Source organism: Pseudomonas sp. D4002, assembly GCF_013385665.1.
Classification (GTDB): domain Bacteria; phylum Pseudomonadota; class Gammaproteobacteria; order Pseudomonadales; family Pseudomonadaceae; genus Aquipseudomonas.
Map to the genome: position 1 here is coordinate 168747 of NZ_JACAPN010000047.1, position 24606 is coordinate 193352.

Below are 24606 nucleotides of genomic sequence, written 5' to 3' on the forward strand. Positions count from 1 at the left end.
GACTCACAGACATGGCCAGAGCGCCATCGGTTCTACCCATTAGCGCAAATTGTTCAACCGCCTCACATCCCTTATCCTCGTGGCCTTACCTGCCAGCGCCCGCCGGAGCCCCCCATGGACCTCGCCACCCTCACCCTCTTCCTCCCGGCCTGCTTCGCCCTGAACATGGCGCCAGGCCCGAACAACCTGCTGTCCGTGAGCAACTCCACCCGCTACGGCTACCGCACTTCGTGCCTGGCAGGCGTCGGGCGACTGCTGGCCTTTGCCGGGATGATCGCCCTCGCGTCCGCCGGGCTGGCGGTGGTGCTGCAAACCTCGGAGTTGCTGTTCTACGGGATCAAGATCCTGGGGGCGGCGTATCTATTCTATCTGGCGTATCAACTGTGGCGGTCCAATCCGCACGCGGAGGCTGAGTCGACAGCGCCCAAGGCGGGCTTGTGGGCCTTGGCGCGACAGGAGTTCCTGGTGGCCGCCGGCAATCCCAAGGCAATCTTGATTTTTACCGCCTTCCTGCCGCAATTCGTCGACCCGGCACGTCCGATCACGCCGCAATTCGCCCTGCTGGGAGCGATGTTCCTGGCGCTGGAATGGTTCGCCATCAGCGCCTACGCCTATATGGGTTTGCATATGCGCCGCTGGTTCGCGCAGCCTCGGGGCAAGCGGATTTTCAACCGCTGCTGTGCGGGGTTGTTGTCGGCCGCCGCGACGGTATTGCTGATGGCGCGCAGGGCCTGAGCACTGCGAAAAACCGGCGAAAACGCTTACAATCGCCGTCTCACCGCAACTCAGGCAGGCCAGTTCGCCCATGGCGCTCGACCCCATCACCATACTGGTCCTCACCATCGCACTGGCAGGCGCCGCCGCGCTGTACCTGGCCGTCGAGTGGCGCAATGTCCGCGAGCCATCGCTGCTGTACTGGACTGCCGGTTTCGCCATCATCAGCGTGGGCAGCACCCTGGCGCTGTTGCGGGCCAGCGGCCTGCTGTTGATCGGCATCTGGTTCGCCAACGGATTGCTGATCACCGCCCACTGGCTGTTCCTGCTGGGCGTTGCGCGTTTCACCCAGGTGCGCCTGTCTCGCGCCTGGTACCTGATGTTCGTGGCCTGGTTTGCCATGCTGCTGTTGCCGGAAGGACAGTCGTGGTCCAGGGCCATGCTGCTGGCCAACTCGCTGCTGGTTGCCCTGCCGACCCTGCGGGCCAGTTTCCTGTTGCGCCCCCATGGCCGATCACTCAGCGTGGGCGCGGTGCAACTGCGCTATGTGCTGCTGGCCCACGGGCTGTTCTATCTGGCCAAGTCGCTGGTGGCGATCGTGCCGGGGACACTGATCGACCTGACGGCGTTTCGTGGCGAGATCATTCAGGTGTCGCTGGTGGAAGGCGCCATGGCGATCATGCTAATTGCATTGTCGATGACCGGCACCGAGCGCTACCGCCGTGAGGAACAGATTGCACGGTTGGCCGCCCGCGACCCGTTGACCGCGCTGTACAACCGCCGCGCTCTTGAAATGCGCGCGCCGAGCCTGCTGAGCGAGGTGTCGCAGGCCCGGCCAGGTGCCCTGCTGTTGATCGACATCGACAATTTCAAGCTGATCAACGACCTGTACGGCCATACCGCGGGCGACCGGCTGCTGGTGGCCCTGAGCGAGATGATTCGCGCGCAGTTGCCCGATGATTCGCTGGCGGCGCGGTTGGGTGGCGACGAGTTCGTGATCCTGCTTAATGACACCTCGAACGCGCGCATTGTCGCGCTGGGCAGCGCCCTGCGCGAACAGTTTCATCAGGCTGCCTCGCAGGCCTTCGCCACGCCCGAAGCGGTGACATTGAGCATCGGCGCCAGCCTGTTCGACACGCCCCCCGCCAGCCTCGCGGCCTTGATCGAACAAGGCGACGCGGCGCTGTATGAATCCAAGCGCGGTGGACGCAACCGTATTCGTCTGGTGGACCGGACGGCGGTGGGCGCCGATTGACTCAATCGGTGCATCAACCTTTGAGCGCCGCCTCAATCCCCGCAATATCAATCCTGGTCATCCCCATCATCGCGTCAAACGCCCGCTTGGCCGCTGCCGGGTCGGGGTGGGTGATCGCCGCGCTCAGTACACGCGGGGTAATCTGCCATCTCACCCCCCATTTATCCTGGCACCAGCCGCAGACGTTTTCCTGGCCGCCATGGCTGACAATCGCGTGCCACAAGCGGTCGGTTTCCGCCTGGTCGTCGGTGGCCACCTGGAACGAAAACGCCTCGTTGTGCTGCACGCCGGAGCCTCCGTTCAGCCCCAGGCAAGGAATACCCATGACGGTGAATTCCACGGTCAACACATCGCCCTGTTTGCCCGCCGGATAATCCCCGGGGGCGTGATGGACCGCGGTCACTGCGCTGTCCGGGAAGGTCCTGGCGTAGAAGTTGGCAGCGTCCAGTGCACTGCCGTCGTACCAAAGGCACACCGTGTTTTTGCTGAGCATGAGTGTTCTCCAGCGTGGAGGTTCGGACTTGCAGTGTAGTACCGCTACCGACAAGAATGCGTTCGCGTCCTGACATGAACCCAAACGGTGCAGAGAATGAGTAATGGTGTAAGGATCGACCCGCGAATCATCCCGGTTCCGCGGTCCATCAGCCCCGAGGCCCAGGCGATGCTGCAACGCATGGTGAACGCCGATGGCGTGCCGCTGAACAGCCTGTACACCCTGCCCGCACCCGATGACCACGCTGGCTGGCGCCGCATGCAGGCCGCAGTTGCCCAACAGTACGCGGCGTCCCAGGCGGGACAGACGGCAGACCACGTTGAGACATTCACCGTGGAAGACGCCACCGTGTACCGGGCGACGCCGGCATACGGGGCCGAGTTCGCCTATATCGACCTGCACGGCGGCGCCCTGGTGTTCGGCGGCGGCGAAAACGCCCGCCTCGCCGCCGGCAAGCACGCCGACCTGCACAACCTGACCTGCTACGGCGTGGACTACCGCATGCCGCCTGACCATCCGTACCCGGCGGCACTCGATGACTGTATGGCCACCTACCGGCATGTGCTGAAGCACCACACCCCGGACAAGATCGTGATCGGCGGACGCTCGGCCGGAGGCAACCTCGCCGCTGCCATGGTGCTGCGCGCCCGCGACGAAGGCTTGCCGCTGCCGGCCGCGCTGGTATTGCTGTCACCTGAAGTGGACCTGACCGAATCGGGCGACAGCTTCCAGGTCAACCGCACCGTCGACGTGGTGTTGCCCAACCCGCTGATGAGCACCAACCTGCTGTACGCCGCTGGCGCGGATTTGTCTCACCCGTACCTGTCGCCGCTGTTCGGGGATTTCGCAGCGGGCTTCCCGCCGACGTTCGTGCAAAGCGGCACCCGCGACCTGTTCCTGTCCAACGCCGTACGCCTGCACCGGGCGCTGCGCCGGGCCGAGGTACCGGTGGAACTGCACATCTTTGAAGCAATGCCCCACGGCGGTTTCATGGGCGCGCCGGAAGACGCAGAACTGTCGGCAGAGCAGGTGCGTTTCGTGCGCCACTGGTTGAACCGCGACTGATCGCCGTGAGTTGACACACCCTGTAATAATCCATAAAGATAAGCGCCTTCTTCAGGGTGTGTCCTCAATGTCTGCAACGACCTTCAACTTTTCCGTCATTGGCTTGATTGCCAAGGCGCAAGGTTGCGTTGCGCACGCCCTCAAATCGAAGAAACAGTCGCTCATGTGACCGGGGCGCGCTGTCCCGTCAGATGAGCTGACAGGACATTGAGCGCGAAGGCCCCCTCCTCTTGCTTACTTCCCTCTGCCCTTCTGACGGTGACGAAATCGGTCAACCATCAGGAGAAAGCGCATGTCATCGTTTCAAGGTATCTGGGTTCCCGTCGTTACACCGTTTCATAACGGCGCCATCGACTTCATCGGCTTGCGCCGCCTGGTCTGCCATCTGCTGGAACAAGGCGTGGCCGGGATCATGGTCTGTACCACCACCGGCGAAGCCGCAGCACTGAGCCGCCGTGAGCAGTTGGCGATGCTGGATGCCGTACTGGAACTGGTACCGCCGCAGCAGGTGGTAATGGGCCTGGCGGGGTATAACCAGATTGAGCTGCTGCAGTTCCAGAGTGAAATCCTGCAACGCCCGGTGGCCGGTTTGCTGGTACCGCCGCCGAGCTACATCCGCCCGTCCCAGGCGGGCCTTGAAGCGTTCTTCCGCACCGTGGCCGATGCGTCCAGTGTGCCGATCATTCTCTATGACATTCCCTACCGCACCGGTATCGCCTTCGAACAGGCGACGTTGCTGAGCATCGTCGCCCATGAACGGATCGTCGCGATCAAGGATTGTGGCGGCAACCTGGCCAATACCCTGGCGCTGCTGGCCAGCGGGAATGTGGATGTGTTGTGTGGCGAGGATGTGCAGATATTCAACGCGCTGTGCCTGGGAGCGACCGGCGCGATTGCCGCGTCGGCGCATGTGCGTACCGCAGATTTTGTGGCGCTGCATCGACAGGTTCGCGATCACCAGTTGCTGGCGGCTCGTGAGACGTTTTTCGGGCTGCTGCCGTTGATCCACACACTGTTCGTGGAGCCCAATCCGGCGCCGGTGAAGGCCGCGCTGGCGATGGAGGGTTTGATCGGCAGTGAGTTGCGGGCGCCGATGTTGGGAGCGAGTGAGACGGTGACAAATCGGTTGCAGCAAGTATTAGGCGTGCGGCAATAACCCGTGGCGAGGGAGCTTGCTCCCGCTGGGCTGCGCAGCAGCCCCAATTCAGGCACCGCGTTTTCGCCAGGTAAAATGGGGTGACCGGTTTTGGGGGCGCTTCGCACCCCAGCGGGAGCAAGCTCCCTCGCCACAGGGCACGGGCTGCTTATCCTCTCGCCACCGCCAACCGATGCAACGTGATCTTGCGCACCTCCTGCTTGCTCACCTCGATGTGAGTCTTGAGCAGTTGCTGCGCCAGATCGCGGTGCCGTGCCGAGATCGCATCGAGGATGCTTGCGTGTTCCTCATAGGTCGCTGCGATACGTGATTGCTGAGTGAAATCCAGCCGCCGAATGATGCGGATTTTCTCGGTTATCTCGTAATGCATGCGCGCCATTTCAGCGTTGCCCGTGGCCTGCACCAACCCGCAGTGGAACTCCTCATCCAGCGCGCAGACGACCTGTGCGTCATCCAGACGCGCACTTTCGTCCACCCGCCAGATCGCTTCAAGCCGTTCAAGCCCCTGCTCCGCCATGCCACACAAGCGGCTGACGGCGGCCAACTCCAGCACGATTCTTACGTCGTAAAGCTCTTCGAAATAGTTGAAGTCGAACGGCCGCACCTGCCAGCCACTCCTGAAAAACACCTCCAGGTACCCTTCCCGCTCCAGCCGATACAGCGCCTGGCGCACCGGCGTGCGGCTGGCCTGCATGCGCTCGGCCACGTCACCTTCACTGAAGCGATCACCCGGCAGCAGGCGAAAGCCAAAAATGTCGTCCTTCAACTGCTGGTAGACCCGTTCCGCCAGGCTGTCCGGCCGTTCGCCGGGTTTTCTCGTGGTTGAGAGCTGCATGCCTAGTTCCTGCTCGCCATGTACGCGCGCCAGCCGCCGAATTCGGTGATGTCGGTGGCGCCTGCCAGGGCCCAGGGCTCGCAGATAAAACCCTTCACGCTGCGCCCGTCCGCCAGGGTGAGGTTGCCGATGCCCAGCGGCGCGGGAATCTCGGCGACGAACTCACCAAAGCGGGCAACAGGCATGTCCCACAGCTCGACGATGATCGAGCGGCCCGAGTCATTCCTGGCCAGCCCCGGCTTGGGCGGAACCGTGCCCGGCAGTGCATGCAGGCGGTAGTTGCTCGCTGTCAGGGTTTGCTCCACCAGCACGGCGTTGCGGCTGGTCAGCTGGAAGTTCAGCGGCATCCCGGTGAGATGCGCCCCAACCACCGCCACCCGCACGCTGCCGGGCGCCTGTCGCGCCGGTGCCGGTTGCGGCAGATTGCGTTGGGTAGCGCCCAGCGGAAGATCAAGGCCGGCCTGCCAACGCTTGCCCAGATGCGCCAGGGCGGCGTCGTGCCAGGCCGGCGCGATAAGGGTGATGCCGCACGGCAGGCCGTCGCTGCGCAGCCCCGCGGGCACGGCCAGTGCCGAGAGGTCGGCCAGGTTGGTGAAGTTGGTGTAGAAGCCAAACTGCGAGTTGTAGAGCACCGGCTCCACGGCCATTTCCGCCAGGGTGCGGATCGTCGGCGATGTCGGCACCAGCAAGGCGTCGAAACCGGCCAGGGTGTCGTTGATGCAGCGGCTCAGTTCGGCGCGCAGGTATTCGGCTTTATAGGCATCGCAGGCGCTGTACGTGTGACCGTTTTCCACAATGCCACGTACCACCGGGTTGATCGCTTCGGCGTTGCTGGCGAGCATGCCTTCCAGTGCCACCGTGCGCTCCGCAACCCAGGAGCCGTAATAGAGCTGCTCGGCGAGTTGCTGAAACGGGCTGAAATCCACCGCCGTGATTTCGGCGCCGAGGGACTGGAACCTGAGCAGCGCCTGTTCAAATACGGCCTGGTTCTGCGCGTCGCCAAAAAACTCCAGGCTGGCCGGAACCGCCAGCTTGATTGTGGCGCCGACCGCTACGGGAGCAGTGTTGGGATTGACGCGTGAATAGGCGTCGCTGGCGTCGTAAGCAGCAGCGAGGCCCGCAACCGTCTCGGCATCTTCAACCGTCAGCGCAAACACCGAAATACAGTCCACGGTACGACAGGCCGGCACCAGTCCGGTGTTGGACAAGCGCCCCTTGGTCGGCTTCAACCCGACGATATTGTTGAAGCCCGCCGGCACCCGCCCGGAACCGGCGGTGTCGGTGCCCAGGGAAAACGCCACCAGCCCGCGGGCAACCACCGAGGCCGAACCCGAGCTGGAACCGCCGCTGACATAGTCCGGGTTAAAACTGTTGCTCACCGCGCCGTAGGGCGAGCGTGTACCGACCAGGCCGGTGGCGAACTGATCGAGGTTGGTCTTGCCCATCAGGATCGCCCCGGCCGCCCGCAACCGCGCCACCACCGAGGCATCCGCCGCGGCGGTATAGGCAAACTCAGGACACGCCGCCGTGGTTTCCCAACCCGCCGCATCGATGTTGTCCTTGATGGCAAACGGCACGCCATACAACGGCAACTGGTCGATATCGCCATTGACCGCCGCAAGCCGCTCGGCCAACTGCGCCAACTGGTCACGCAACTGCTGCGGTTGCACCTGGCTGATCCAGGCGTTGTCCTCGGCGGGAAACGTGCTCGCCAGGGTCAACAGGATGTCGGGAGTCAGCGCCTGGCTGCGGTAGGCAGCTTGCCATTCACCCAGGGTCCAGCCGAGTTGTTCGTTGCGCATTGAGGATTCCATCTTGTATCCAAGTTTGGATTTCTTTTAGCAAACCCTGGGCCAATCAGCTGCAAGCCAATGAATACGTGAGGTTGACAGAAAACCCACCGATGGATCGCCTCCAGCCGTGCTCCGTCATGAAGCAGCAATGCGCCAAAAAAAGACATTCTGGCGGCCGCGCGGTTGCGAGCGGCCCGATACCGGCCTATGTTCGAAACCATGTTGTAAACGCTGCTGTCCATCCCATACGCCCTTTCCGTAGCCAGGTGACGACATGCCCACCGCTTCCCGCCCCGCCGTGCTCGAACTGATTGGCAATACCCCGCTGGTGCGGGTCAGCCGCTTCGATACCGGCCCGTGCACGCTGTTCCTCAAGCTTGAATCCGAGAACCCCGGCGGCTCCATCAAGGACCGCATTGGCCTGGCCATGATCGACGCCGCCGAGCGCGATGGCCGCCTGCGCCCCGGCGGCACCATCATCGAAGCCACCGCCGGCAATACCGGCCTCGGCCTGGCCCTGGTGGGACGCGCCAAAGGCTACCGGGTGGTGCTGGTGGTACCGGACAAGATGTCCACCGAGAAAGTCTTGCACCTGAAAGCCATGGGCGCCGAGGTGCACATCACCCGCTCGGATGTCGGCAAGGGCCACCCCGAGTATTACCAGGATGTGGCGGCGCGACTGGCCAAGGACATTCCCGATTCGTTCTTCGCCGACCAGTTCAACAACCCGGCCAACCCCCTGGCCCATGAGACCAGCACCGCCCCGGAAATCTGGGCCCAGACCCAACATGACCTGGATGCCATCGTGGTTGGCGTTGGCTCGGCTGGCACCCTCACCGGCCTGACGCGCTTCTTCAAGCGCGTGCAACCTGACCTGGCCATGGTGCTGGCCGACCCGGTGGGCTCGGTAATGGCCGAATACAGCCGCAGCGGCACCATGACCGAACCCGGCTCGTGGGCCGTGGAAGGTATCGGCGAAGACTTCATCCCCTCGATCGCCGACCTCTCCAGCGTGCGCCACGCCTATTCCATCAGCGACGAAGAAAGCTTCGACCACGCCCGCCAACTGCTGCGGGCCGAAGGCATTCTCGGTGGCTCCTCCACCGGCACCCTGCTGGCCGCCGCCCTGCGTTATTGCCGCGAACAGACCGAGCCCAAGCGGGTGGTCACCTTCGTCTGCGACACCGGCACGCGCTACCTGTCGAAGGTCTACAACGACCAATGGATGAACGACGCCGGCCTGCTGCAATACAAACACTACGGCGACCTGCGCGACCTGATCGCCCGTCGTTTCGAGGATGGCCGGGTGATCAGCGTCGGCCCAGACGACAGCCTGCTCACCGCCTTCCAGCGCATGCGCCTGGCCGACGTCTCACAGCTGCCGGTGCTGGTGGACGGCAAGCAACTGGTGGGGGTGCTCGACGAGTCGGATGTATTGCTCGGCCTGCATCAGAACGCCGCGCACTTTTCCATGACCGTGGGCAGCGCCATGACCAACGCCCTTCACACCCTCGCACCCAGCGCCAGCCTTGCGCAATTGCAGGCCGAGCTGGATCGCGGGCTGGTGGCAATCATTGCCGACGCCTCGGGCTTTCACGGCCTGATCACCCGCGTCGACCTGCTCAATCACCTACGGAGATCCCTTGCATGACCCAGCACGATAAAAGCGCCTTCGCCACCCGCGTGATCCATGCCGGGCAATCCCCGGACCCGACCACCGGGGCGCTGATGCCGCCGATCTACGCCAACTCCACCTACCTGCAGGACAGCCCCGGCGTTCACAAGGGCTTCGACTACGGGCGCTCCCACAACCCGACGCGCTTCGCCCTGGAACGCTGCGTGGCCGACCTTGAAGGCGGCACCCAGGCGTTCGCGTTCGCCTCCGGGCTGGCGGCGATTTCCACCGTGCTGGAACTGCTCGACGCCGGTTCCCACGTGGTTTCTGGCAATGACTTGTACGGCGGCACCTTCCGCCTGTTCGACAAAGTGCGCCAGCGCAGCGCCGGGCATCGCTTCAGCTTCGTCGACCTGACCGACCTGTCGGCCTTCGAAGCCGCGCTGCAGGACGACACGCGGATGGTCTGGGTCGAAACCCCGAGCAACCCGCTGCTGAGCCTGACCGATCTCAGTGCCATCTCCCGCATCTGCAAGGCCCGGGGCATCATCTGCGTGGCCGACAACACCTTCGCCAGCCCCTGGATCCAGCGCCCGCTGGAGCTGGGTTTCGACATCGTGGTGCACTCCACCACCAAGTACCTCAACGGCCACTCCGATGTGATCGGCGGCATTGCGGTGGTCGGCCAGAATCCTGAACTGGCCGAGCGCCTGGGCTTCCTGCAAAACTCCGTGGGCGCAATTGCCGGGCCGTTCGACGCATTCCTGACCTTGCGCGGGGTGAAGACCCTGGCGCTGCGCATGGAGCGCCATTGCAGCAATGCGCTGGAACTGGCGACGTGGCTGGAGCAACAGCCGCAAGTGGCGCGGGTTTATTACCCAGGCCTGGCATCACACCCGCAGCATGAGCTGGCACGCCGGCAGATGCGCGGGTTTGGCGGGATGATTTCGGTGGACCTGAAAAGCGACCTGGCAGGAGCGACACGCTTCCTGGAAAACGTGAAGATCTTTGCGTTGGCTGAAAGCCTGGGGGGCGTTGAAAGTCTGATCGAGCACCCGGCGATCATGACCCATGCGAGCATCCCGGCAGCGACCCGGGCGCAGCTGGGGATTGGTGATGGGTTGGTGCGGTTGTCGGTGGGGGTTGAGGATGTGGAAGACCTGCGGGCGGATCTGGCGCAGGCGTTGGCAAAAATCTAACGCGCAATCTGCCGGAGCGAGCATGCCCGCTCCGGCAACACCTTAAATAGCGTAATTGACCTCAACCATTCGCCCGGTCTTGATGGACTCCAGCGCACAGTCCGCCAAGTGCAACGCATACAGCCCATCGCGCATGTTGGTGGGCAGCGCGCGCCCCGCGCTCAGTGCCTGGATAAACTGCCCCAACTCATTGCGGTAGGCATCCGCATAACGCTCCAGGAAGAAATGCTGCAACGGCTCCAACGCCTCGGTGTGCTCGTGGTTCCAATGGCGCAAGGTGCTGGGTCGATGGTTATCCGTGAGCAGCACCCCCTTGGCCCCGGATACCTCAAGTCGCTGGTCATACCCGTAGACCGCCTCCCGACAGCAGTTGATATGGCACTGTTTCCCGGATGCGGTGCGCAGCAGCACCATCACGCTGTCGAAGTCGTCAATCTGCGCCAGGCTCGGATCTACCAGCCGGCTGGCTATCGCGCCGACTTCAATGGGCTCTTCACCCAGCAGGTGCCGCGCCATGTCGAAGTCATGAATGGTCATGTCCCGCAGGATGCCGCCGGAATGTGCCAGGTAATCCCGTGGCGCCAACCCCGGGTCGCGGCTGGTGATGATCACCTGCCGCACAGCACCAATTTGCCCCGCGTCGATGGCCTGGCGCAGGCGCAGCGTGTCGGGATCGAAGCGGCGGTTGAAGCCCAGCATGACTTTGCCGCCCTCGCGGTCCACAGCTTGCGCCGCCGCCCGCGCCTTGGCGAAATCCAGGTCAATGGGCTTCTCGCACAGCACGGCCTTGCCCTGGGACACGGCCGCCAGCAGCAAATCGATATGAGTGTCGGTGGGTGTGCCAATCACCACCGCGTCGATATCGTCCCGACTTAGCACTGCTGCGCAGTCATAGGCCGCCTCGCAACCCAGCTGCGCAGCCAAGCCATCGACGCCCTCCCGCCAGGGGTCGGCGACCACCACCAGAGTGGCATCAGGATGGGCCGCGACATTGGCCGCGTGAATGTTGGCGATGCGCCCTGCACCAAGGACAGCGATACGTAGCATGGTCGAACTCCTGGGATTGTTATTGGGTGTGGAGATTCAGTCCGGCAGGTTGAACGGTGTGACGATCTGTACCTGTGACGGCGCAATCGGCCCAGCCTTCCACAGCCGATGAAATTGCAGGATGTGCAGAAACACATGGCGCGCATCGATCTGCAGGTTGTGATCGATAATCGCGGCGACTTTTTCTTCGGCCAACAGCTGGCGATTCTCTTCGTCGAGGTCGTGAGCAATAAACACGTCCAACGGGCGATCCAGAGCCGCAAAGGCGTCGACAATTGCCCGGTTGCCACCGCCGACGCTGTACACCGCCTTCAGTTCGGGATGCTGCTTCAACGCATCGGTGACCCGGGCAAATGTTCGGTCATACACGCCGTACCCACCGCTGATATCCAGTACCCGCAGGTGCGTCGCACGGCCGCGCAGCCACATGCGAAAGCCCATTTCGCGTTCTTCCTCGCCCCGGAACAATTCACTGCCAATCACCACCGCCACTTCCTGGGGTTGGGGTGACAGCCAGCGGGACAGGAGGTACGCGGCGGTTTGTCCGGCGGTGCGGTTATCCATGCCTACGTAGCCGATGCGCTCGCTGTGGGGCAGATCGGTGACCAGGGTCACCACCGGAATACCTGCGGCCGCCAGGTGCTTGACCGCCAGATTCACCGCCGGCTCGTCCGCGGCCTTGAGCACCACACCCTGGCTGCCGGTCTCGAGGCAGCGCAGCAATTGGTCGTGCATCGCCTGAGGCTCGATCTCTTCGAACACATGAAACCGCGGGGCGATACGAAACGGTGCCAGGCTGCCCAGTTGGGCGGTGATGGCGGCCTGCACCGCCGCACTGAAGCGCTTGGGCGTGTGCATGATCACATCGACATGAAAGGTACGGCCTACTGCCAGGCCATTTTTTTCCTGGGATTCCAGCTCATCCAGAGCCTGTTCGATACGCCGCCGGGTTTGGGCGTGCACGCTGCCGCGCTCATGCAAGACGCGATCGACTGTCGCCTTGCTGACGCCCGCCTGGGTGGCCAGTTGCTTAATGGAAAAGTGTTTAGCGCGTTCGAGCATGCTGTTGGACCTGAGGTCTTTTTGAGGTCTTTTTGAGACTAGTTGAGGTGACCGCAATGCTAGTCTCAGTTTTGCCCGGCGTCGAGCCCGGCCTTCAAAACAACAAAAACCCAGGAGACCCCGATGCCTTCAACCGACCTCAGCCATACCTTCAAAGGCCAATACTTTGTCGTCACCGGCAGCACCCAGGGATTGGGGGCTGCCGTCGCCCATACCCTGGCGCGGCGCGGTGCTGCCGGCCTGATCATCTGCGGACGCCGTCCGGACCAGGGCCAAGAGCAAGTACGGCAGTTGGCAGCGCACGATTGCCGCGCGGTGTTTGTCCAGGCGGACCTGGAACAGATTGGCGACTGCCGCGCCGTGATCGAGGCGGCCCGTGCCCACTTCGGCACCCTCCACGGGCTGATCAACTGCGCCGGGATGTCGGATCGCGGCACCATTCTCGACACCTCCCCCGAACTGTTTGACCGACTGTTTGCGGTCAATGTGAGGGCGCCGTTTTTCCTGATGCAGGAAGCCTTGAGGCTGATGATCAGCCAGAGGGTTGAAGGTGCAGTGGTCAATATCCAGAGTGTCACCGGCCACGGCGGGCAATCGTTCTTGAGTGCCTACGCGGCGTCCAAGGGCGCTCTCGCGATTCTGACCAAAAACGTGGCGTTCAGCGCCCTGCGCAACCGGATTCGGGTCAACGGCTTGAACATCGGCTGGATGGACACACCGCACGAGGATGAAATCCAACGGCACTACCACGGTGCCGGGGATGGCTGGTTGGAGGCCGCCGAAGCCGCGCAGCCCTTCGGCCGCCTGCTCAAACCTGAAGAGGTGGCCCAGAGCGTGGCATTTCTATTGTCACGCGAGTCGGGAATGATGACCGGCACGGTGATCGACCTGGAGCAAGGCGTCATCGGCTGTGGCGACGGCGGCACCCCACGCCCCGATCAGGCCCTGAGCCTGGTGGAGGGTGCGTGATGCCTGCCTTTGTCAGCGCCGACGCAGTGCAACTGGAAGATTTTCACTCGATCTGTGCCCAGCAGGCGGCTGCCGAGGACTACCCGCACTGCGCCGAAGTGTGCAGCAACATCCCGATCTATCAGGCCCAGGCACTGCGCAACGGCGATCGTCACGCCGTGCTGGACGAACTGCATCGCCTGTTCAGCCAGGGGCCGGGAGTGATGGTGGTGCGCCAGGGCTACGCCGACCTGGACGTGGTCGACCGTCACAGCCAGGTATTCGAAGCGATCTTTGCCCAAGAGGCTGCGCAAGGTGTGGCCGCCGACCACTTCGCCAAGGCCGGCAGTAACGGACGTATCTGGAACTCATTACAGAAGGCCGCACTGCAGTCGCCGGCATCCTTTGTCGAATATTACGCCAACCCACTGCTGGGGTTGATCGCACAAGCCTGGCTCGGCCCGGGCTACCAAGTCACGGCCCAGGTCAACGTGGTGCACCCCGGTGGCCAAGCCCAGCAACCGCACCGTGATTATCACCTCGGGTTCCAGACCATCGACGTGGTGGAGCGCTTTCCGTTGCCCCTGCACACGCTGTCCCAATACCTCACGCTGCAAGGGGCCGTGGCCCACAGCGACATGCCCCTGGAAACCGGCCCGACCCAACTGCTGCCGTTTTCCCAGCAATACCCACTGGGCTACCTGGCCTGGAGGCGCACTGAATTCATCGAGTACTTCCAGCAGCATGCCGTGCAATTGCCGCTGAACAAAGGTGACCTGCTGTTCTTCAACCCGGCCCTGTTTCACGCCGCTGGCACCAATCGCACACCGGACCGCCAGCGCATGGCCAACCTGCTGCAAATCTCCTCGGCGTTCGGCAAAACGATGGAGGCTGTGGACCGCGACCGGATGATGCTGGCGCTGTACCCCTGCCTGTTGGAGCGCCTGGCGGACAACGTCATGGATGGCGAGGCGCTGCACGCGGTGATCGCCTGCACTGCCGATGGCTATTCCTTTCCCACCAACCTGGATACCGACCCACCCTTACAGGGCCTGGCTCCGCAAACCGGGCAGCAACTGATGTTGCAGGCACTGAACGAACGCTGGCCCTGCGAGACCTTTGCCGAACGCGTTGCGCAACTACACGCCAAACGCCAAGGCTGAGGAATGTTTTCAACGTCTTTCAAAACAACAAAAAAACGGACTGACACCATGAAAAAACAGCTGCTGACCTTGCTCCTGACCCTCATCGTTACCCCGCTCGCCCTCGCCGAGACACGCATCGGCGTCAGCATCGCCCAGGTGGACGACGTGTTCCTCGCCCAGATGCGTGACTACATGGCGGCCCACGCCAGGGACCTCACCGACGTGACCCTGCAATTCGAAGACGCCCAAGGCGATGTGGTGCGCCAACTGAACCAGGTGCAGAGCTTTTCTGCCCAAGGCATGGACGCGATTATCGTCAACGCGGTCGACACCGCCGCTACCCAGAAAATGACTGTGAATGCCCAGCAGGCGGGTATCCCGCTGGTGTACGTCAACCGTCGCCCGGACATCCCCGGCTTACCGGCCGGGGTGGGTTATGTCGGCTCGGACGAGATCAAAGCGGGCGAGATTCAGATGCGCTACCTCGCGGAAAAAATGAACGGCAAGGGCAACCTCGCAATCATGCTCGGCTTGCTCTCTAACAACGCCACCCACAACCGCACACAGGGCGTGAAAAACGTACTGAAGGATTACCCCAACATCCATATCGTCGAAGAACAAAGCGCCGACTGGCAGCGCAGCAAGGCCATGGACCTGATGAACAACTGGATCGTCTCGGGCAAGAAAATCGACGCCGTGGCGGCCAATGCCGATGAAATGGCTATCGGTGCCGCGATGGCGATTACCCAGGCCGGCATGCACCCTGGCAAGGACATCCTGGTGGGCGGCAGCGACGGCGGCCCCGCCGGCCTGGATGCGATCAAGAAAGATCTATTGGTAGTCACGGCCTATCAGGACAACAAGGGCCAGGCCGTCGGCTCGATTGACCTGGCGCTGAAGATGATCAGGAAGCAGCCCTACACGGCGGAGCTGACCATTCCCTATCAACAGATCACCAAGGACAACTATCAGGCCTTTCTCACCCCTTGATTGTTATCAGCCCAGCGCCAAGCAGACCGGCCAGCCCCGACAAACAGAGCACTCCCACTCCATAAGCGAGGGTGCGCCAGGGCTGGCGGCCGCTCAGATACATCACCGTATGCATCACACGGGCAGCGGTGAACAGACAGAACAACCCCGCGGTAGCGGTGCCTGGCGTTTCCATCGCCAGGCACAGGCCACCCAAAATGAAGAACAACGGAATATTTTCCAGATCATTGGCCCAAGCCTTTTCGGCCCGGGAGACTTGCGGTAACTCCTGGGGATTCGCATCGCGATGGAAGAAAGCTGCATCCTCGTGGTTAGTGAATGCACGGAATCTGAGTCGAAAGAAACCCTGGTAACAGGAGATCGCCAGCATCTTCAAGAACAGCACCAATACGCACAACGCATAAACCTCCATCACCGGCCCCCTGAAGGTTCGCGGAACCCGTTGACCACGATATACAGCAGCGGACCGATGGATACGAAAACCGCCGTTACCAGTAAATAGGGCAACACCGACGCCAGGGATTTGCCCCTGGCCCGCGCATCCCGGTACATCCATACGCCCGCCAAGGCCGCCATCAGATACAAGTCAATCACCACCTGGGCAGTATCCGGCCTCGATATCAATTCACGTCCGAACGCCATGAGCGATTGTTCGGCGATCAGCATCGTGATCAATGTGTACAGGGCAAAAGCCAACAGCCCGGCCAGGGCAATCCAGGGTCTGCGCATGTTCTCCTCCTTGGAGACAACGGTTCGGGAAGCTGCACATTAGTGATAACGTCGTTCCCCTCTCAATGACCTCGAAGGTCATCGACACCACCGACCCGCACGGCCAGAGTCAACCCATGAGCAGCCAACCTTTCCCCCGCGCCAACCCTGACACTACCGCCGGCACGCAACTGCGCGTGCTGCGTCGGCACGCCAGATTGAGCCAGCTGGAACTGGCGCTGATCACCGGGGTTTCCCAACGCCACCTGAGCTGCATCGAGACCGGGCGCGCCAAGCCGAGCCCGGGCACCTTGCATAATTTGCTGATGGCGCTGGAGGTTCCGCTGGAGCAATGCAACAGCGTGTTCCTCGCTGCCGGCTTCGCCCCGCGCTATGAGGCAACCCCGCTCTCCTCGCCCTCCATGGAGGCTATTCGCGAGGCAATCAGCCATGTGCTCCACGCGAACAATCCTGCACCGGCGATCGTGCTGGGCAGCCACTGGGAAGTGCTCGCCGCCAACGCCAGTACCCAGGTGCTGTTCGAGCTGGTGGGGATCAAACCGGAGGCGGCTGATGGGCTGAATTTGCTGGTCACCCTGCTACAGCCTGGCGGTCTGGGTGATCATTTGATCAACGCTGACGAAATCCGCACCATCGCCTGGCAACGGGCGACGCGCGAGGCGTTGGGCAACTCCGAACTTGCCAGGCTTCTGGACAGCCTGCCGGCCCCGCAAAGTACCGAAGCCTTGGTCAATGAACCGCCGCCACTGGTGCTGACACGCGTCAACTCCCGTGAAGGTGAGCTGAACTTCATGTCGACCTTCACCACCTTCGGCATGCCTCAGGACATCACGGTAACGTCGTTGCGCATCGAGCATTTGATTCCGGCGGATGCGCAGACGTGGCAGGTGATGACCGCGGCGTATGAGCGGTCATTGGTGAGGTAGAAAGCCGCGGCGGGGCCATTAGTTATTTGTCGTATTTTGCCCGCCATAGCTATTGGCGCGGCTCTTGGAGGAGGAGCCGTTGCTGTATTGGGTGTCTTGCCCGCCGTAGCTATTGGAGCGGCTCTTGGCTGAGGTGCCGTCGCTGTATTGAGTGTCTTGCCCACCATAGCTGTTGGAACGGGTCTTGGCCGAGGTGCCGTCACCGTATTGGATATCCTGCCCGCCATAACTATTGGAGCGGCTCTTGGAGGAAGTACCATCGCTGTATTGGGTGTCTTGCCCACCGTAGCTATTGGCGCGACTCTTGGAAGAGGTGCCATTGTCGTATTCGCAATCGGACCCACCATAACTGTTCGCCCTGCACGTCTCGGCAACCGCTTGGTAAAGCGGCGCAGCCAACAAAACCGTGCCCAGCAAAACGACCTTAAGCTTCATGTTAATTCCTTGTAGAGGTGGCGATACGCTATTACAGACTGGAGATTCTGAACTTAGTTTCCAACGTTCTGAAATGCGCTCGCGCGAGCCGACGTGGCAACCCTTTGCCAGCCCCGGCAACTCCTGGCCTGCGCCCTGCCCCGGCAATACCACCCAGCCCGCGCCGCACAAGGCATGCAGCACATGGCCCGGGTTTTGCTCTGTTGCTGCTACCAATAAGGGAGCGGCACCATGATAGGAAGCACGACAAGTCTGTTAGCGCTGGGACAGAAGACTTTTACACAATCCATGGAAAACGGCACCCTGCGGGCCGGGAGGATTGAAGTCACCAACGCCACGCCCGAGATCAAGACCAAGCTGGAAGCCAGCTATCAGGAGCAAGTGCGCTCGACCGCGCAAACCGTTGCCACCGCCAGGGCCAACCCTTCATGGGCGACCTTCGACGATAAAGGCAACGCCGTCGAACTGCCCGATGTTCAGTCACTCAGCAAAAGCGACGCCACCCATGTGGCCAACGGTCTTCAGTACCTGCTCGATATCGGGCGCCTGGACGGCAAGACTGTCACCGCGAAAAATGGCGACCAGTCGACCGATAACATCGCGGTCTACAAAGACTGGCTCCAGGCCCACATCGGCGTTGATTTACAGGCCTGAGACGGTTCACACCATCGGCACGGCAATCAGCAAGATCGCCGTGCCATGGGTGGCCGTCGCCGCCACCACACCGTAGCGCATCCGCACCAGCCCGCAGGCCACGCCTTCAATCAGGGTAAAGGCCAACACTGGCCAGCCCAGTTGCGTCACGCTCAACGCCAGAAATGAATGGCACGCGGCGAACGCCAACCCGCTGAGCAACGCCGCACGCAGCGGCGTAACGTGCTGTTCGAGATAGCCCTGCAGGAAGCCGCGAAACAGCACCTCTTCCAGCGCATTGGCGCAGTAGGCAAGCACCAGCATGCCCATCAGCCAGGCCCAGTAAACCGGCTCAATGCCTTGATACAGCCGCAATGGCAGGCCGATCAGACACCCGGCCCCGAGTCCCACCGCCAGGCCCGCCCAACGATTGCCCTTGAACAGCACCGTCAGTTGCCACAACTCCGGTGCCAGGCGCGCGAGCAGGGCAATCAGCCCAAGGGATAACCCGCCCAGCGCGGCCAGCACCCACGGGTTGGCCGTGAATTCGATCTGCACCTCGCGGCTCAGCGACCACATGCCCAGTGGCGTCATCGCATCGCGCATCAGCACAAAGGCCAGCAGCAGGATAACGATGCGCAAGCCCGGCAATGTTTTTGGCGTGAGACCAAACCACAGGCCAAACAGGATCAGTCCCGGGAGCAGGTAGATTCCATAGTGGACCAGTACCGCAAACGCCTCGGCGATCACCCGGTTTCAGTCCCGTGCCACGGCGATCATGTCGATTTCCACGGCCGCGCCCTTGGGCAATTGCAGCACGCCCACCGAGGTGCGCGTATGGGATCCTGCGGCCCCCAGGATCTCGTTCAACAGGTCCGACGCACCGTTGGCGACTTCGCTTTGCTGGTCGAAGTCATCCGCGCTGCGCACGTACACATTGATCTTGAGGATCGCCTTGACCTGATCCAGCGAACCCAGTGCCTGCTTGAGCAAGCCCAGGCAACGCAGTGCGCTGACGCCCGCGGCAATCTGTGCGTCGGCCAGGCTGAGGCTTTCGCCGACCTTGCCGGGCAACACGATGGCGTCACCCACCCGCGGAATCTGGCCACTGATGTAGACGTGATTGCCGTCCCTCAGCAGCGGCGTGTAGTTGCCGCCGATCTTGAACTCGTTGAGTTGATAACCCAGGCGCACCATGGCCGCCGCGTACTTTTGATCCGGTGTCATTTTTTTGTTTTCCTCAGTCGTTGCGAATCCACGCCATGAAATCGCCGGCCACAGCATAGCCATGTGCCATTTCCACGGGAAGTGCCGACCGCTATTTCGCAAGTGATACGACAACCAATACTGGCAAACAGCGCTTATCTTCTAGCCAAGAACAAATTTCACTTTCCTTTATCCCGGTAAATACGGCATGGTTGTACGACGACTTAAAACCACAGTCCGAGTCGTCCCAGTACCCACAACAACAAGGAAATACCCATGCAAAACGTCAAGGTTCTGATTGGTTTTCTGTGCCTGTTCAGCGGCTACGCGGCCGCCGCGCCCGCCGCAAGTGACAAGGATGTAGCCGCTGCGGTCGATCACCTGACCCAGGCCATGCTGCACAAGGACATCCCGCAACTGCAGGCCCTCACCGCGAACAACCTCACCTACGGCCATTCCAGCGGCAAGGTCCAGAACAAGCAGGAATTTATCGCCGACATTGAAACCGGCAGAAGTGGTTTCAAGACCCTGGAAATGCAGAAACAGACCATCACCCTCAATGGCGACACCGCCCTGGTGCGCAACCACTTTTCCGCACAGGCGGTGAACAGTGGCGTCGAGGTGCCCACCGAAATTGAAAACTTCCAGGTCTGGCAGAAGCAGAAAGGCAAATGGCTGCTGATCGGGCGCCAGGCCTACAAGTTCTGAGTCCCGCCTGGATCGTTCCCACGCTCTGCGTGGGAATGCATCCGGTGACGCTCTGCGTCACTATCGCGCAAATCTACAGCGGGACGCGGAGCGTCCAAGGCGGCGTTCCCACGCAGAGCGTGGGAACGATCCGGCCCCCTAGCACGCCTCCACCGCCCAGCGCACTTTCACCAACGCCTCGCGCAGCACCTCCCGGTCCACCGACCCCAGCGCCACTCGCAAGGCATGGGGCACGTGGGCCGAGACGGCAAACGGCTCGGCCGTGGACACCGAGATATTTTCCCGTGCCAGCGCCATGGTGATCTGATCGGCGCGGGCATCTTCCGGCAACGGCAACCACAAGAAATACGAAGACGGATGGCGGATAACATTCAAGCCCGCCAACACCTCATCGGCCACCGCCTGGCGCGCCTGGGCGTCCTTACGTTTTTGCGCTTCAAGCTGCAGCACCGTGCCGTCGTCGATCCACGCGGCAGCCACCGCAGTCATCACCCCCGGGGTGTTCCAGGTGGTGGCCATGACCGTACGTTCCAGCGCCGCCATCCACTGCTGCGGAGCGGCGACAAAACCCACCCGCAGGCCGGTGGCAACGCTCTTGGAAAGCCCCGACACATACACCGTGCGTTCCGGTGCCAGCTCGGCCACCGGCGGCGGCGGGTCCTCGGCTAAAAACGCGTAGGCAGCATCCTCGATCAGGATCAAATCATGCTGGCGGGCAATCGCCACCAGGTGCTCGCGCTGCTCCCTGCTCATCACCCAACCCAACGGGTTATGCAGGGTCGGCATGCTGTACACGGCGCGTACCGGGCGCCGGGCGCAGAGTTGTTCAAGATAGGCCAAGTCGGGCCCCGTCGCGGTCACCGGGATCGCGACGATTTCCAGGTGCAGCGTCTCGGCCAGTACCTTGAACCCGGAATAGGTTAACGCATCCACCGCCACCACATCGCCGGGCCTGAGCAGCGACATCATGGTCACCGCCAGCCCATGCTGGGCACCGCTGACGATCAGCACCTGCTCGGCCTGCACCGTCAACCCACGACTCAGCAGATGACGCGCCACCGCTGCCCGCTCATGCAGCCGACCGGCGTGAGGCTGATAGCGCAGCAGCGCCGCCAGGTCGCCGGACAACGCCAACTGGCGCAATGCGGTGCGCAGCAGGTCGGTCTGGCCCGGCAGCGACGGGTAGTTGAAGTTGAGATCGATCATGCCCGCCGCCACCGCGATCTGGCCGACGCCCTGCCCCGGCGACAACGCGATTTCCCGCACAAAGGTTCCGCGCCCGGTTTCACCACTGACCAGGCCCATGGCCTCCAGCTCGGTGTACACCCGGCTGGCCGTGACCAGCGCCAGGCCATGGCTGGCGGCCAACTGGCGGTGCGTCGGCAACCGGGTGCCCGCCGCCAGCGCGCCCGAACGGATATCCCGGGCGAAGGTGTCCACCAATGTCTTGTAGCGGGCGCGGGGCATAGGCGATGTATCCATGACAATTTTTTGATTGTCTTGATAGTGAATCATAGGATGCGCAGGACGCAACTTATCCCTATCGAGCCCTACACCCATGGAACGAACCACCCACCTCAACACCCGGGAAAACAACGCCAGAGGCTGGATCAACGGTTTGATCGGCGTGGTGATCTTCAGCGGCTCGCTGCCGGCCACGCGCCTGGCGGTGCTGGAGTTCGATCCGGTATTCCTGACCGTCGCCCGCGCCACCATCGCCGCCCTGCTCGGCCTGTGCCTGCTGTGGCTGTTCAAGGAAAAAACCCCGGCCCGCAGTCAGTTGCTGCCCCTGGCAATCGTCGCGCTGGGCGTGGTGATCGGCTTTCCTTTGCTCACCGCACTGGCCTTGCAGTACGTCACCAGTGCCCATTCCATCGTATTTGTCGGCCTGCTGCCGTTAGCCACTGCGGTCTTCGGCGTATGGCGCGGCGGCGAGCGGCCCAAGTTGGTGTTCTGGCTGTTTTCGATCCTGGGCAGCCTGCTGGTGGTGGGCTACGCGGTTGCCCAAGGCCTGAGCGCTGCGCCCGCCGGGGATTTGCTGATGCTGTTGGCAATCCTGGTGTGCGGCCTCGGTTATGCCGAAGGGGCCAGGCTCTCACGCACCCTGGGTGGCTGGCAGGTGATCTGCTGGGCGCTGGTGATCGCGCTGCCGATTGTGGCCCCGCTGACGGCGATCCTCGCCCCGGGCACTTTCGTGAGCATCAGCCTGCCGGCCTGGCTGAGCCTGGCCTATGTGTCGCTGTTCAGCATGCTGATCGGGTTTGTGTTCTGGTACCGCGGGCTGGCCCAGGGCGGCATTGCCGCCGTCGGGCAATTGCAGTTGCTGCAACCGTTTTTCGGCCTGGCACTGGCGGCCACGCTGCTGCATGAGCAGGTGAGCCTGGGCATGCTGGGGGTGACCGTCGCGGTGATTGCGTGCGTGGCGGGGGCCAAGAAGTTCGCCCGCTAGCCATCAGCGCTCAGGCGCAACCATCTTGAACTTGATGACAATCGCATTGGACACCACGCTGTCCGCCCACTCCCCCGCGCCGATCCTGAAGTCATCGCGCTTTAGCACGAATTCGCCGTCGAACACGCCAATGCCGCTCTGCTCCTTGAGGGCCACCTTGACCTCCACCGGCCGGGTCTGGCCCTTGAGGGTCAGGTTGCCGCTGAACAGGTAACGGTTGTCGCCCAGGTCAGTGATGTGGGTCGAGGTGAAGGTGCCCACCGGGTAGGTCGTCATGTCGAACCAGCCGGGCTTGGGCAGCTCGGTGTTGGCGTCGTCGCTGCCGGCATTGATACTCGGCAGCTGGATGGTCAGTACGGTGCTGGCGGCAGCCGGGTTTTGCGTGTCGAAATTCAGGGTCGCCGAATAGGTGCCAAACGTGCCGTACACCTCTTGGCCCATCTGGTCATAGGTGAAGCTGATGGTGCTGGCCGTCGGATTCACGTCGGTGTATTCCACGGCGTACGCGTTAGACAAGGTGGCGAGGGCAAGGACGACCGCTGGCAATCGAGATTTCATGGGATTCTCAACCGGGAATGAACACGCTGTGCACTGCTAACAGCGTAGGCGCTGGATTTATTCACGCGCCTGGCATTAGGCTCGTGCCTCGACGGAACCCAAACAACAAGGAGCCACGATGCCCGCGCTTTCCCTGCAAGACACCACCGCCCCCGAAGGCGTCTGTTATGGCTGCGGCAGCAGCAACCCCCACGGGCTGCACATCAAGAGTCGCTGGGACGCCGACGGCATCCACGTGATCGCCGAGCACCAGCCCGACGCCCGATACAGCGGCTGGCCAGACCTGGTCTATGGCGGTCTGATCGCGATGCTGGTGGACTGCCACTCGAACTGGACCGCCATGGCCTACCACTACCGGTCCGAGCAACGCGAACCCGGCAGCCTGCCGCGTATCGACTGCGTCACCGGCAACCTGGGAATCAAATTCATCAAGCCGACACCGATGGGCGTGCCGCTGACCTTGCGCGCAAGAGTCGAAGGTGACGTGGGGCGCAAAAGCCGCGTGGTGTGCGAGGTGTACGCCGATGGCGTGCTGACGGCGATTGGCGATTCGGTCTTCGTGCGGGTCGACACCGGGCAACTGGCCGCCGCGGCCCATGGCCGGGAAGCCTGATACTGGTCTACATTCAGTCCCACCGCTAATCGAGGACGCTACCGATGACTCGTCTGACCGCCAAAGACTTCGCCCCTGAACTGCTGGAGCTTTACGATGGCTACGCCCACGGCAAGATCAACCGCCGGGAATTTCTCGACCGCGCAGCACTGTTCACCTTCGGCGGGCTGACGGCCTCGGCCCTGCTCGCCGCCCTGAGCCCCAACTACGCCCTGGCCGAGCAGGTGAAATTCACCGACCCGGAGATCGTCGCCGACTACATCACCTACCCGTCACCCAAGGGCAACGGCACGGTGCGCGGCTACCTGGTGCGCCCGGCCAAGGCCAGCGGCAAGGTGCCGGCGGTGGTGGTGGTGCATGAGAACCGGGGGTTGAACCCGTATATCGAAGACGTCGCCCGTCGGTTGGCCAAGGCCGGATTCATTGCCCTGGCGCCGGATGGCCTGACCTCGGTGGGTGGCTATCCCGGCAATGATGAGAAAGGTGTGGAGTTGCAACAGAAAGTCGATCCCGAGAAGCTGATGAACGACTTTTTCGCGGCCATCGAATGGTTGATGCACCACGATGCAAGCACCGGCAAGGTGGGCATTACCGGGTTCTGTTATGGCGGCGGCGTGACGAATGCGGCGGCCGTGGCTTATCCGGAGCTGGGTGCGGCGGTGTCGTTTTATGGGCGCCAGCCGGAAGCCAAGGATGTGCCACGGATCAAGGCACCGATCATGTTGCATTACGGTGAGCTGGATACGCGGATCAATGAGGGCTGGCCGGCGTATGAGAAAGCGTTGAAGGCGGCCGGCACGACCTATGAGGCGTTTATCTACAAGGGCGCCAACCACGGCTTCCACAATGATTCGACGCCGAGGTATGACGAGGCGGCGGCGAATCTGGCGTGGGAGCGGACGTTGGGCTGGTTCAAGAAATACCTGGTGTAACCCGCCCTCCAAAACACCACCCAACTCATGTGGGAGCGGGCTTGCTCGCGAAAGCGGTGTGTCAGTCAGCAGATGTTTGACTGACCCACCCCTTTCGCGA

General features: G+C 62.5%; 27 protein-coding genes. 15 read left to right on the forward strand and 12 right to left on the reverse strand.

Annotated elements, in window-relative coordinates:
• The first annotated feature begins 114 nt into the window (after positions 1-114).
• Complete coding sequence (locus tag HX824_RS29215; RefSeq protein WP_177009454.1) at positions 115-735, forward strand: LysE family translocator; 621 nt, start codon at positions 115-117, stop codon at positions 733-735.
• 70 nt (positions 736-805) lie between these two features.
• A complete protein-coding gene (locus tag HX824_RS29220; RefSeq protein WP_008436297.1) occupies positions 806-1969 on the forward strand; it encodes a GGDEF domain-containing protein in 1164 nt (387 codons plus the stop codon).
• Between the two features lie 13 nt (positions 1970-1982).
• Here the strand turns inward: HX824_RS29220 and HX824_RS29225 are convergent, their stop codons facing one another.
• Positions 1983-2462, reverse strand: coding sequence for a VOC family protein (locus tag HX824_RS29225; protein WP_087695027.1), 480 nt, complete (start codon positions 2460-2462; stop codon positions 1983-1985).
• A 96-nt stretch (positions 2463-2558) separates the two neighbouring features.
• On the opposite strand from HX824_RS29225, the gene HX824_RS29230 reads away from it, so the two are divergent.
• Positions 2559-3527 (forward strand): alpha/beta hydrolase, encoded by a 969-nt coding sequence (locus HX824_RS29230; RefSeq protein ID WP_177055767.1) that lies wholly within the window; start codon positions 2559-2561, stop codon positions 3525-3527.
• 292 nt (positions 3528-3819) lie between these two features.
• Positions 3820-4683, forward strand: a complete 864-nt coding sequence (dapA, locus tag HX824_RS29235) for a 4-hydroxy-tetrahydrodipicolinate synthase (RefSeq protein WP_177055769.1) — start codon at positions 3820-3822, stop codon at positions 4681-4683.
• Positions 4684-4831: 148 nt separating this feature from the next.
• Here dapA and HX824_RS29240 read toward each other — a convergent pair whose 3' ends face one another.
• Entirely contained in the window at positions 4832-5518 is a 687-nt protein-coding gene (locus tag HX824_RS29240; protein WP_087695021.1) for a GntR family transcriptional regulator, read from the reverse strand.
• 2 nt (positions 5519-5520) lie between these two features.
• Positions 5521-7320, reverse strand: coding sequence for an allophanate hydrolase (gene atzF / locus HX824_RS29245; protein WP_177055771.1), 1800 nt, complete (start codon positions 7318-7320; stop codon positions 5521-5523).
• A gap of 265 nt (positions 7321-7585) precedes the next feature.
• On the opposite strand from atzF, the gene HX824_RS29250 reads away from it, so the two are divergent.
• Together HX824_RS29250 and HX824_RS29255 are read left to right on the forward strand one after the other, a co-directional pair.
• Positions 7586-8962: a cystathionine beta-synthase gene (locus tag HX824_RS29250; RefSeq protein WP_177055773.1), complete on the forward strand. Its 1377-nt coding sequence runs from the start codon at positions 7586-7588 to the stop codon at positions 8960-8962.
• Positions 8959-10125, forward strand: a complete 1167-nt coding sequence (locus HX824_RS29255) for a cystathionine gamma-synthase (RefSeq protein WP_008436288.1) — start codon at positions 8959-8961, stop codon at positions 10123-10125. Before HX824_RS29250 ends, HX824_RS29255 begins: the two co-directional genes overlap by 4 nt.
• Positions 10126-10167: 42 nt before the next feature.
• On the opposite strand, the gene iolG is transcribed toward HX824_RS29255, so the two are convergent.
• Positions 10168-11172, reverse strand: a complete 1005-nt coding sequence (iolG, locus tag HX824_RS29260) for an inositol 2-dehydrogenase (protein ID WP_177055775.1) — start codon at positions 11170-11172, stop codon at positions 10168-10170.
• 36 nt (positions 11173-11208) lie between these two features.
• Positions 11209-12234, reverse strand: a complete 1026-nt coding sequence (locus HX824_RS29265) for a LacI family DNA-binding transcriptional regulator (RefSeq protein WP_003215111.1) — start codon at positions 12232-12234, stop codon at positions 11209-11211.
• Between the two features lie 123 nt (positions 12235-12357).
• On the opposite strand from HX824_RS29265, the gene HX824_RS29270 reads away from it, so the two are divergent.
• Genes HX824_RS29270 through HX824_RS29280 form a run of 3 tightly spaced genes read left to right on the forward strand, consistent with a single transcriptional unit; the run spans position 12358 to position 15317 of the window.
• Positions 12358-13203 (forward strand): SDR family oxidoreductase, encoded by an 846-nt coding sequence (locus tag HX824_RS29270; protein ID WP_177055778.1) that lies wholly within the window; start codon positions 12358-12360, stop codon positions 13201-13203.
• Complete coding sequence (locus HX824_RS29275; RefSeq protein ID WP_003215107.1) at positions 13203-14345, forward strand: phytanoyl-CoA dioxygenase family protein; 1143 nt, start codon at positions 13203-13205, stop codon at positions 14343-14345. Before HX824_RS29270 ends, HX824_RS29275 begins: the two co-directional genes overlap by 1 nt.
• A 48-nt stretch (positions 14346-14393) precedes the next feature.
• Positions 14394-15317 carry a sugar ABC transporter substrate-binding protein gene (locus HX824_RS29280; protein ID WP_008436286.1) on the forward strand — a complete coding sequence of 308 codons (924 nt, stop codon included), beginning with the start codon at positions 14394-14396 and terminating at the stop codon, positions 15315-15317.
• On the opposite strand, the gene HX824_RS29285 is transcribed toward HX824_RS29280, so the two are convergent.
• Both HX824_RS29285 and HX824_RS29290 read right to left on the reverse strand, forming a co-directional pair.
• Complete coding sequence (locus HX824_RS29285) at positions 15307-15729, reverse strand: MAPEG family protein (RefSeq protein WP_003215104.1); 423 nt, start codon at positions 15727-15729, stop codon at positions 15307-15309. The genes HX824_RS29280 and HX824_RS29285 overlap by 11 nt on opposite strands.
• Positions 15729-16046 (reverse strand): DUF2834 domain-containing protein, encoded by a 318-nt coding sequence (locus HX824_RS29290; RefSeq protein ID WP_003215101.1) that lies wholly within the window; start codon positions 16044-16046, stop codon positions 15729-15731. The genes HX824_RS29285 and HX824_RS29290 overlap by 1 nt, the downstream gene beginning before the upstream one ends.
• A 116-nt stretch (positions 16047-16162) precedes the next feature.
• Between HX824_RS29290 and HX824_RS29295 the strand changes: the two genes are divergently transcribed.
• Positions 16163-16972, forward strand: coding sequence for a helix-turn-helix domain-containing protein (locus tag HX824_RS29295; RefSeq protein ID WP_174717786.1), 810 nt, complete (start codon positions 16163-16165; stop codon positions 16970-16972).
• Between the two features lie 18 nt (positions 16973-16990).
• Here the strand turns inward: HX824_RS29295 and HX824_RS29300 are convergent, their stop codons facing one another.
• Complete coding sequence (locus HX824_RS29300; protein ID WP_003215097.1) at positions 16991-17407, reverse strand: hypothetical protein; 417 nt, start codon at positions 17405-17407, stop codon at positions 16991-16993.
• Between the two features lie 288 nt (positions 17408-17695).
• On the opposite strand from HX824_RS29300, the gene HX824_RS29305 reads away from it, so the two are divergent.
• Positions 17696-18061, forward strand: coding sequence for a hypothetical protein (locus HX824_RS29305; protein ID WP_177055780.1), 366 nt, complete (start codon positions 17696-17698; stop codon positions 18059-18061).
• A gap of 6 nt (positions 18062-18067) precedes the next feature.
• On the opposite strand, the gene HX824_RS29310 is transcribed toward HX824_RS29305, so the two are convergent.
• Together HX824_RS29310 and HX824_RS29315 are read right to left on the reverse strand one after the other, a co-directional pair.
• Positions 18068-18790 (reverse strand): CPBP family intramembrane glutamic endopeptidase, encoded by a 723-nt coding sequence (locus HX824_RS29310; RefSeq protein WP_003215093.1) that lies wholly within the window; start codon positions 18788-18790, stop codon positions 18068-18070.
• A gap of 6 nt (positions 18791-18796) precedes the next feature.
• Positions 18797-19267 carry a RidA family protein gene (locus HX824_RS29315; RefSeq protein WP_003215091.1) on the reverse strand — a complete coding sequence of 157 codons (471 nt, stop codon included), beginning with the start codon at positions 19265-19267 and terminating at the stop codon, positions 18797-18799.
• Between the two features lie 255 nt (positions 19268-19522).
• Here HX824_RS29315 and HX824_RS29320 point away from each other — a divergent pair, with 255 nt between their 5' ends.
• Entirely contained in the window at positions 19523-19954 is a 432-nt protein-coding gene (locus HX824_RS29320) for a nuclear transport factor 2 family protein (protein WP_003215089.1), read from the forward strand.
• 138 nt (positions 19955-20092) lie between these two features.
• Here HX824_RS29320 and HX824_RS29325 read toward each other — a convergent pair whose 3' ends face one another.
• Complete coding sequence (locus HX824_RS29325; RefSeq protein ID WP_177055782.1) at positions 20093-21421, reverse strand: PLP-dependent aminotransferase family protein; 1329 nt, start codon at positions 21419-21421, stop codon at positions 20093-20095.
• A 91-nt stretch (positions 21422-21512) separates the two neighbouring features.
• On the opposite strand from HX824_RS29325, the gene HX824_RS29330 reads away from it, so the two are divergent.
• Positions 21513-22403: a DMT family transporter gene (locus HX824_RS29330; protein WP_177055785.1), complete on the forward strand. Its 891-nt coding sequence runs from the start codon at positions 21513-21515 to the stop codon at positions 22401-22403.
• Positions 22404-22406: 3 nt separating this feature from the next.
• Here HX824_RS29330 and HX824_RS29335 read toward each other — a convergent pair whose 3' ends face one another.
• A complete protein-coding gene (locus HX824_RS29335) occupies positions 22407-22961 on the reverse strand; it encodes a YceI family protein (RefSeq protein ID WP_032899495.1) in 555 nt (184 codons plus the stop codon).
• 118 nt (positions 22962-23079) lie between these two features.
• Between HX824_RS29335 and HX824_RS29340 the strand changes: the two genes are divergently transcribed.
• Both HX824_RS29340 and yghX read left to right on the forward strand, forming a co-directional pair.
• On the forward strand, positions 23080-23574 hold the full coding sequence (locus HX824_RS29340) for a PaaI family thioesterase (RefSeq protein WP_003215081.1): 495 nt from the start codon (positions 23080-23082) through the stop codon (positions 23572-23574).
• A 44-nt stretch (positions 23575-23618) separates the two neighbouring features.
• Positions 23619-24506 (forward strand): YghX family hydrolase, encoded by an 888-nt coding sequence (gene yghX, locus HX824_RS29345; RefSeq protein ID WP_003215079.1) that lies wholly within the window; start codon positions 23619-23621, stop codon positions 24504-24506.
• The last annotated feature ends 100 nt before the right edge of the window (positions 24507-24606 follow it).

What these genes read in the sequence shown, in the direction of transcription:
- HX824_RS29215 (WP_177009454.1), top strand. Translation starts at nt 115, where the DNA reads ATGGACCTCGCCACCCTCACCCTCTTCCTCCCGGCCTGCTTCGCCCTG.
- HX824_RS29220 (WP_008436297.1), top strand. Translation starts at nt 806, where the DNA reads ATGGCGCTCGACCCCATCACCATACTGGTCCTCACCATCGCACTGGCA.
- HX824_RS29225 (WP_087695027.1), bottom strand. Translation starts at nt 2,462, where the DNA reads ATGCTCAGCAAAAACACGGTGTGCCTTTGGTACGACGGCAGTGCACTG.
- HX824_RS29230 (WP_177055767.1), top strand. Translation starts at nt 2,559, where the DNA reads ATGAGTAATGGTGTAAGGATCGACCCGCGAATCATCCCGGTTCCGCGG.
- dapA (WP_177055769.1), top strand. Translation starts at nt 3,820, where the DNA reads ATGTCATCGTTTCAAGGTATCTGGGTTCCCGTCGTTACACCGTTTCAT.
- HX824_RS29240 (WP_087695021.1), bottom strand. Translation starts at nt 5,518, where the DNA reads ATGCAGCTCTCAACCACGAGAAAACCCGGCGAACGGCCGGACAGCCTG.
- atzF (WP_177055771.1), bottom strand. Translation starts at nt 7,320, where the DNA reads ATGCGCAACGAACAACTCGGCTGGACCCTGGGTGAATGGCAAGCTGCC.
- HX824_RS29250 (WP_177055773.1), top strand. Translation starts at nt 7,586, where the DNA reads ATGCCCACCGCTTCCCGCCCCGCCGTGCTCGAACTGATTGGCAATACC.
- HX824_RS29255 (WP_008436288.1), top strand. Translation starts at nt 8,959, where the DNA reads ATGACCCAGCACGATAAAAGCGCCTTCGCCACCCGCGTGATCCATGCC.
- iolG (WP_177055775.1), bottom strand. Translation starts at nt 11,172, where the DNA reads ATGCTACGTATCGCTGTCCTTGGTGCAGGGCGCATCGCCAACATTCAC.
- HX824_RS29265 (WP_003215111.1), bottom strand. Translation starts at nt 12,234, where the DNA reads ATGCTCGAACGCGCTAAACACTTTTCCATTAAGCAACTGGCCACCCAG.
- HX824_RS29270 (WP_177055778.1), top strand. Translation starts at nt 12,358, where the DNA reads ATGCCTTCAACCGACCTCAGCCATACCTTCAAAGGCCAATACTTTGTC.
- HX824_RS29275 (WP_003215107.1), top strand. Translation starts at nt 13,203, where the DNA reads ATGCCTGCCTTTGTCAGCGCCGACGCAGTGCAACTGGAAGATTTTCAC.
- HX824_RS29280 (WP_008436286.1), top strand. Translation starts at nt 14,394, where the DNA reads ATGAAAAAACAGCTGCTGACCTTGCTCCTGACCCTCATCGTTACCCCG.
- HX824_RS29285 (WP_003215104.1), bottom strand. Translation starts at nt 15,729, where the DNA reads ATGGAGGTTTATGCGTTGTGCGTATTGGTGCTGTTCTTGAAGATGCTG.
- HX824_RS29290 (WP_003215101.1), bottom strand. Translation starts at nt 16,046, where the DNA reads ATGCGCAGACCCTGGATTGCCCTGGCCGGGCTGTTGGCTTTTGCCCTG.
- HX824_RS29295 (WP_174717786.1), top strand. Translation starts at nt 16,163, where the DNA reads ATGAGCAGCCAACCTTTCCCCCGCGCCAACCCTGACACTACCGCCGGC.
- HX824_RS29300 (WP_003215097.1), bottom strand. Translation starts at nt 17,407, where the DNA reads ATGAAGCTTAAGGTCGTTTTGCTGGGCACGGTTTTGTTGGCTGCGCCG.
- HX824_RS29305 (WP_177055780.1), top strand. Translation starts at nt 17,696, where the DNA reads ATGGAAAACGGCACCCTGCGGGCCGGGAGGATTGAAGTCACCAACGCC.
- HX824_RS29315 (WP_003215091.1), bottom strand. Translation starts at nt 19,267, where the DNA reads ATGACACCGGATCAAAAGTACGCGGCGGCCATGGTGCGCCTGGGTTAT.
- HX824_RS29320 (WP_003215089.1), top strand. Translation starts at nt 19,523, where the DNA reads ATGCAAAACGTCAAGGTTCTGATTGGTTTTCTGTGCCTGTTCAGCGGC.
- HX824_RS29325 (WP_177055782.1), bottom strand. Translation starts at nt 21,421, where the DNA reads ATGCCCCGCGCCCGCTACAAGACATTGGTGGACACCTTCGCCCGGGAT.
- HX824_RS29330 (WP_177055785.1), top strand. Translation starts at nt 21,513, where the DNA reads ATGGAACGAACCACCCACCTCAACACCCGGGAAAACAACGCCAGAGGC.
- HX824_RS29335 (WP_032899495.1), bottom strand. Translation starts at nt 22,961, where the DNA reads ATGAAATCTCGATTGCCAGCGGTCGTCCTTGCCCTCGCCACCTTGTCT.
- HX824_RS29340 (WP_003215081.1), top strand. Translation starts at nt 23,080, where the DNA reads ATGCCCGCGCTTTCCCTGCAAGACACCACCGCCCCCGAAGGCGTCTGT.
- yghX (WP_003215079.1), top strand. Translation starts at nt 23,619, where the DNA reads ATGACTCGTCTGACCGCCAAAGACTTCGCCCCTGAACTGCTGGAGCTT.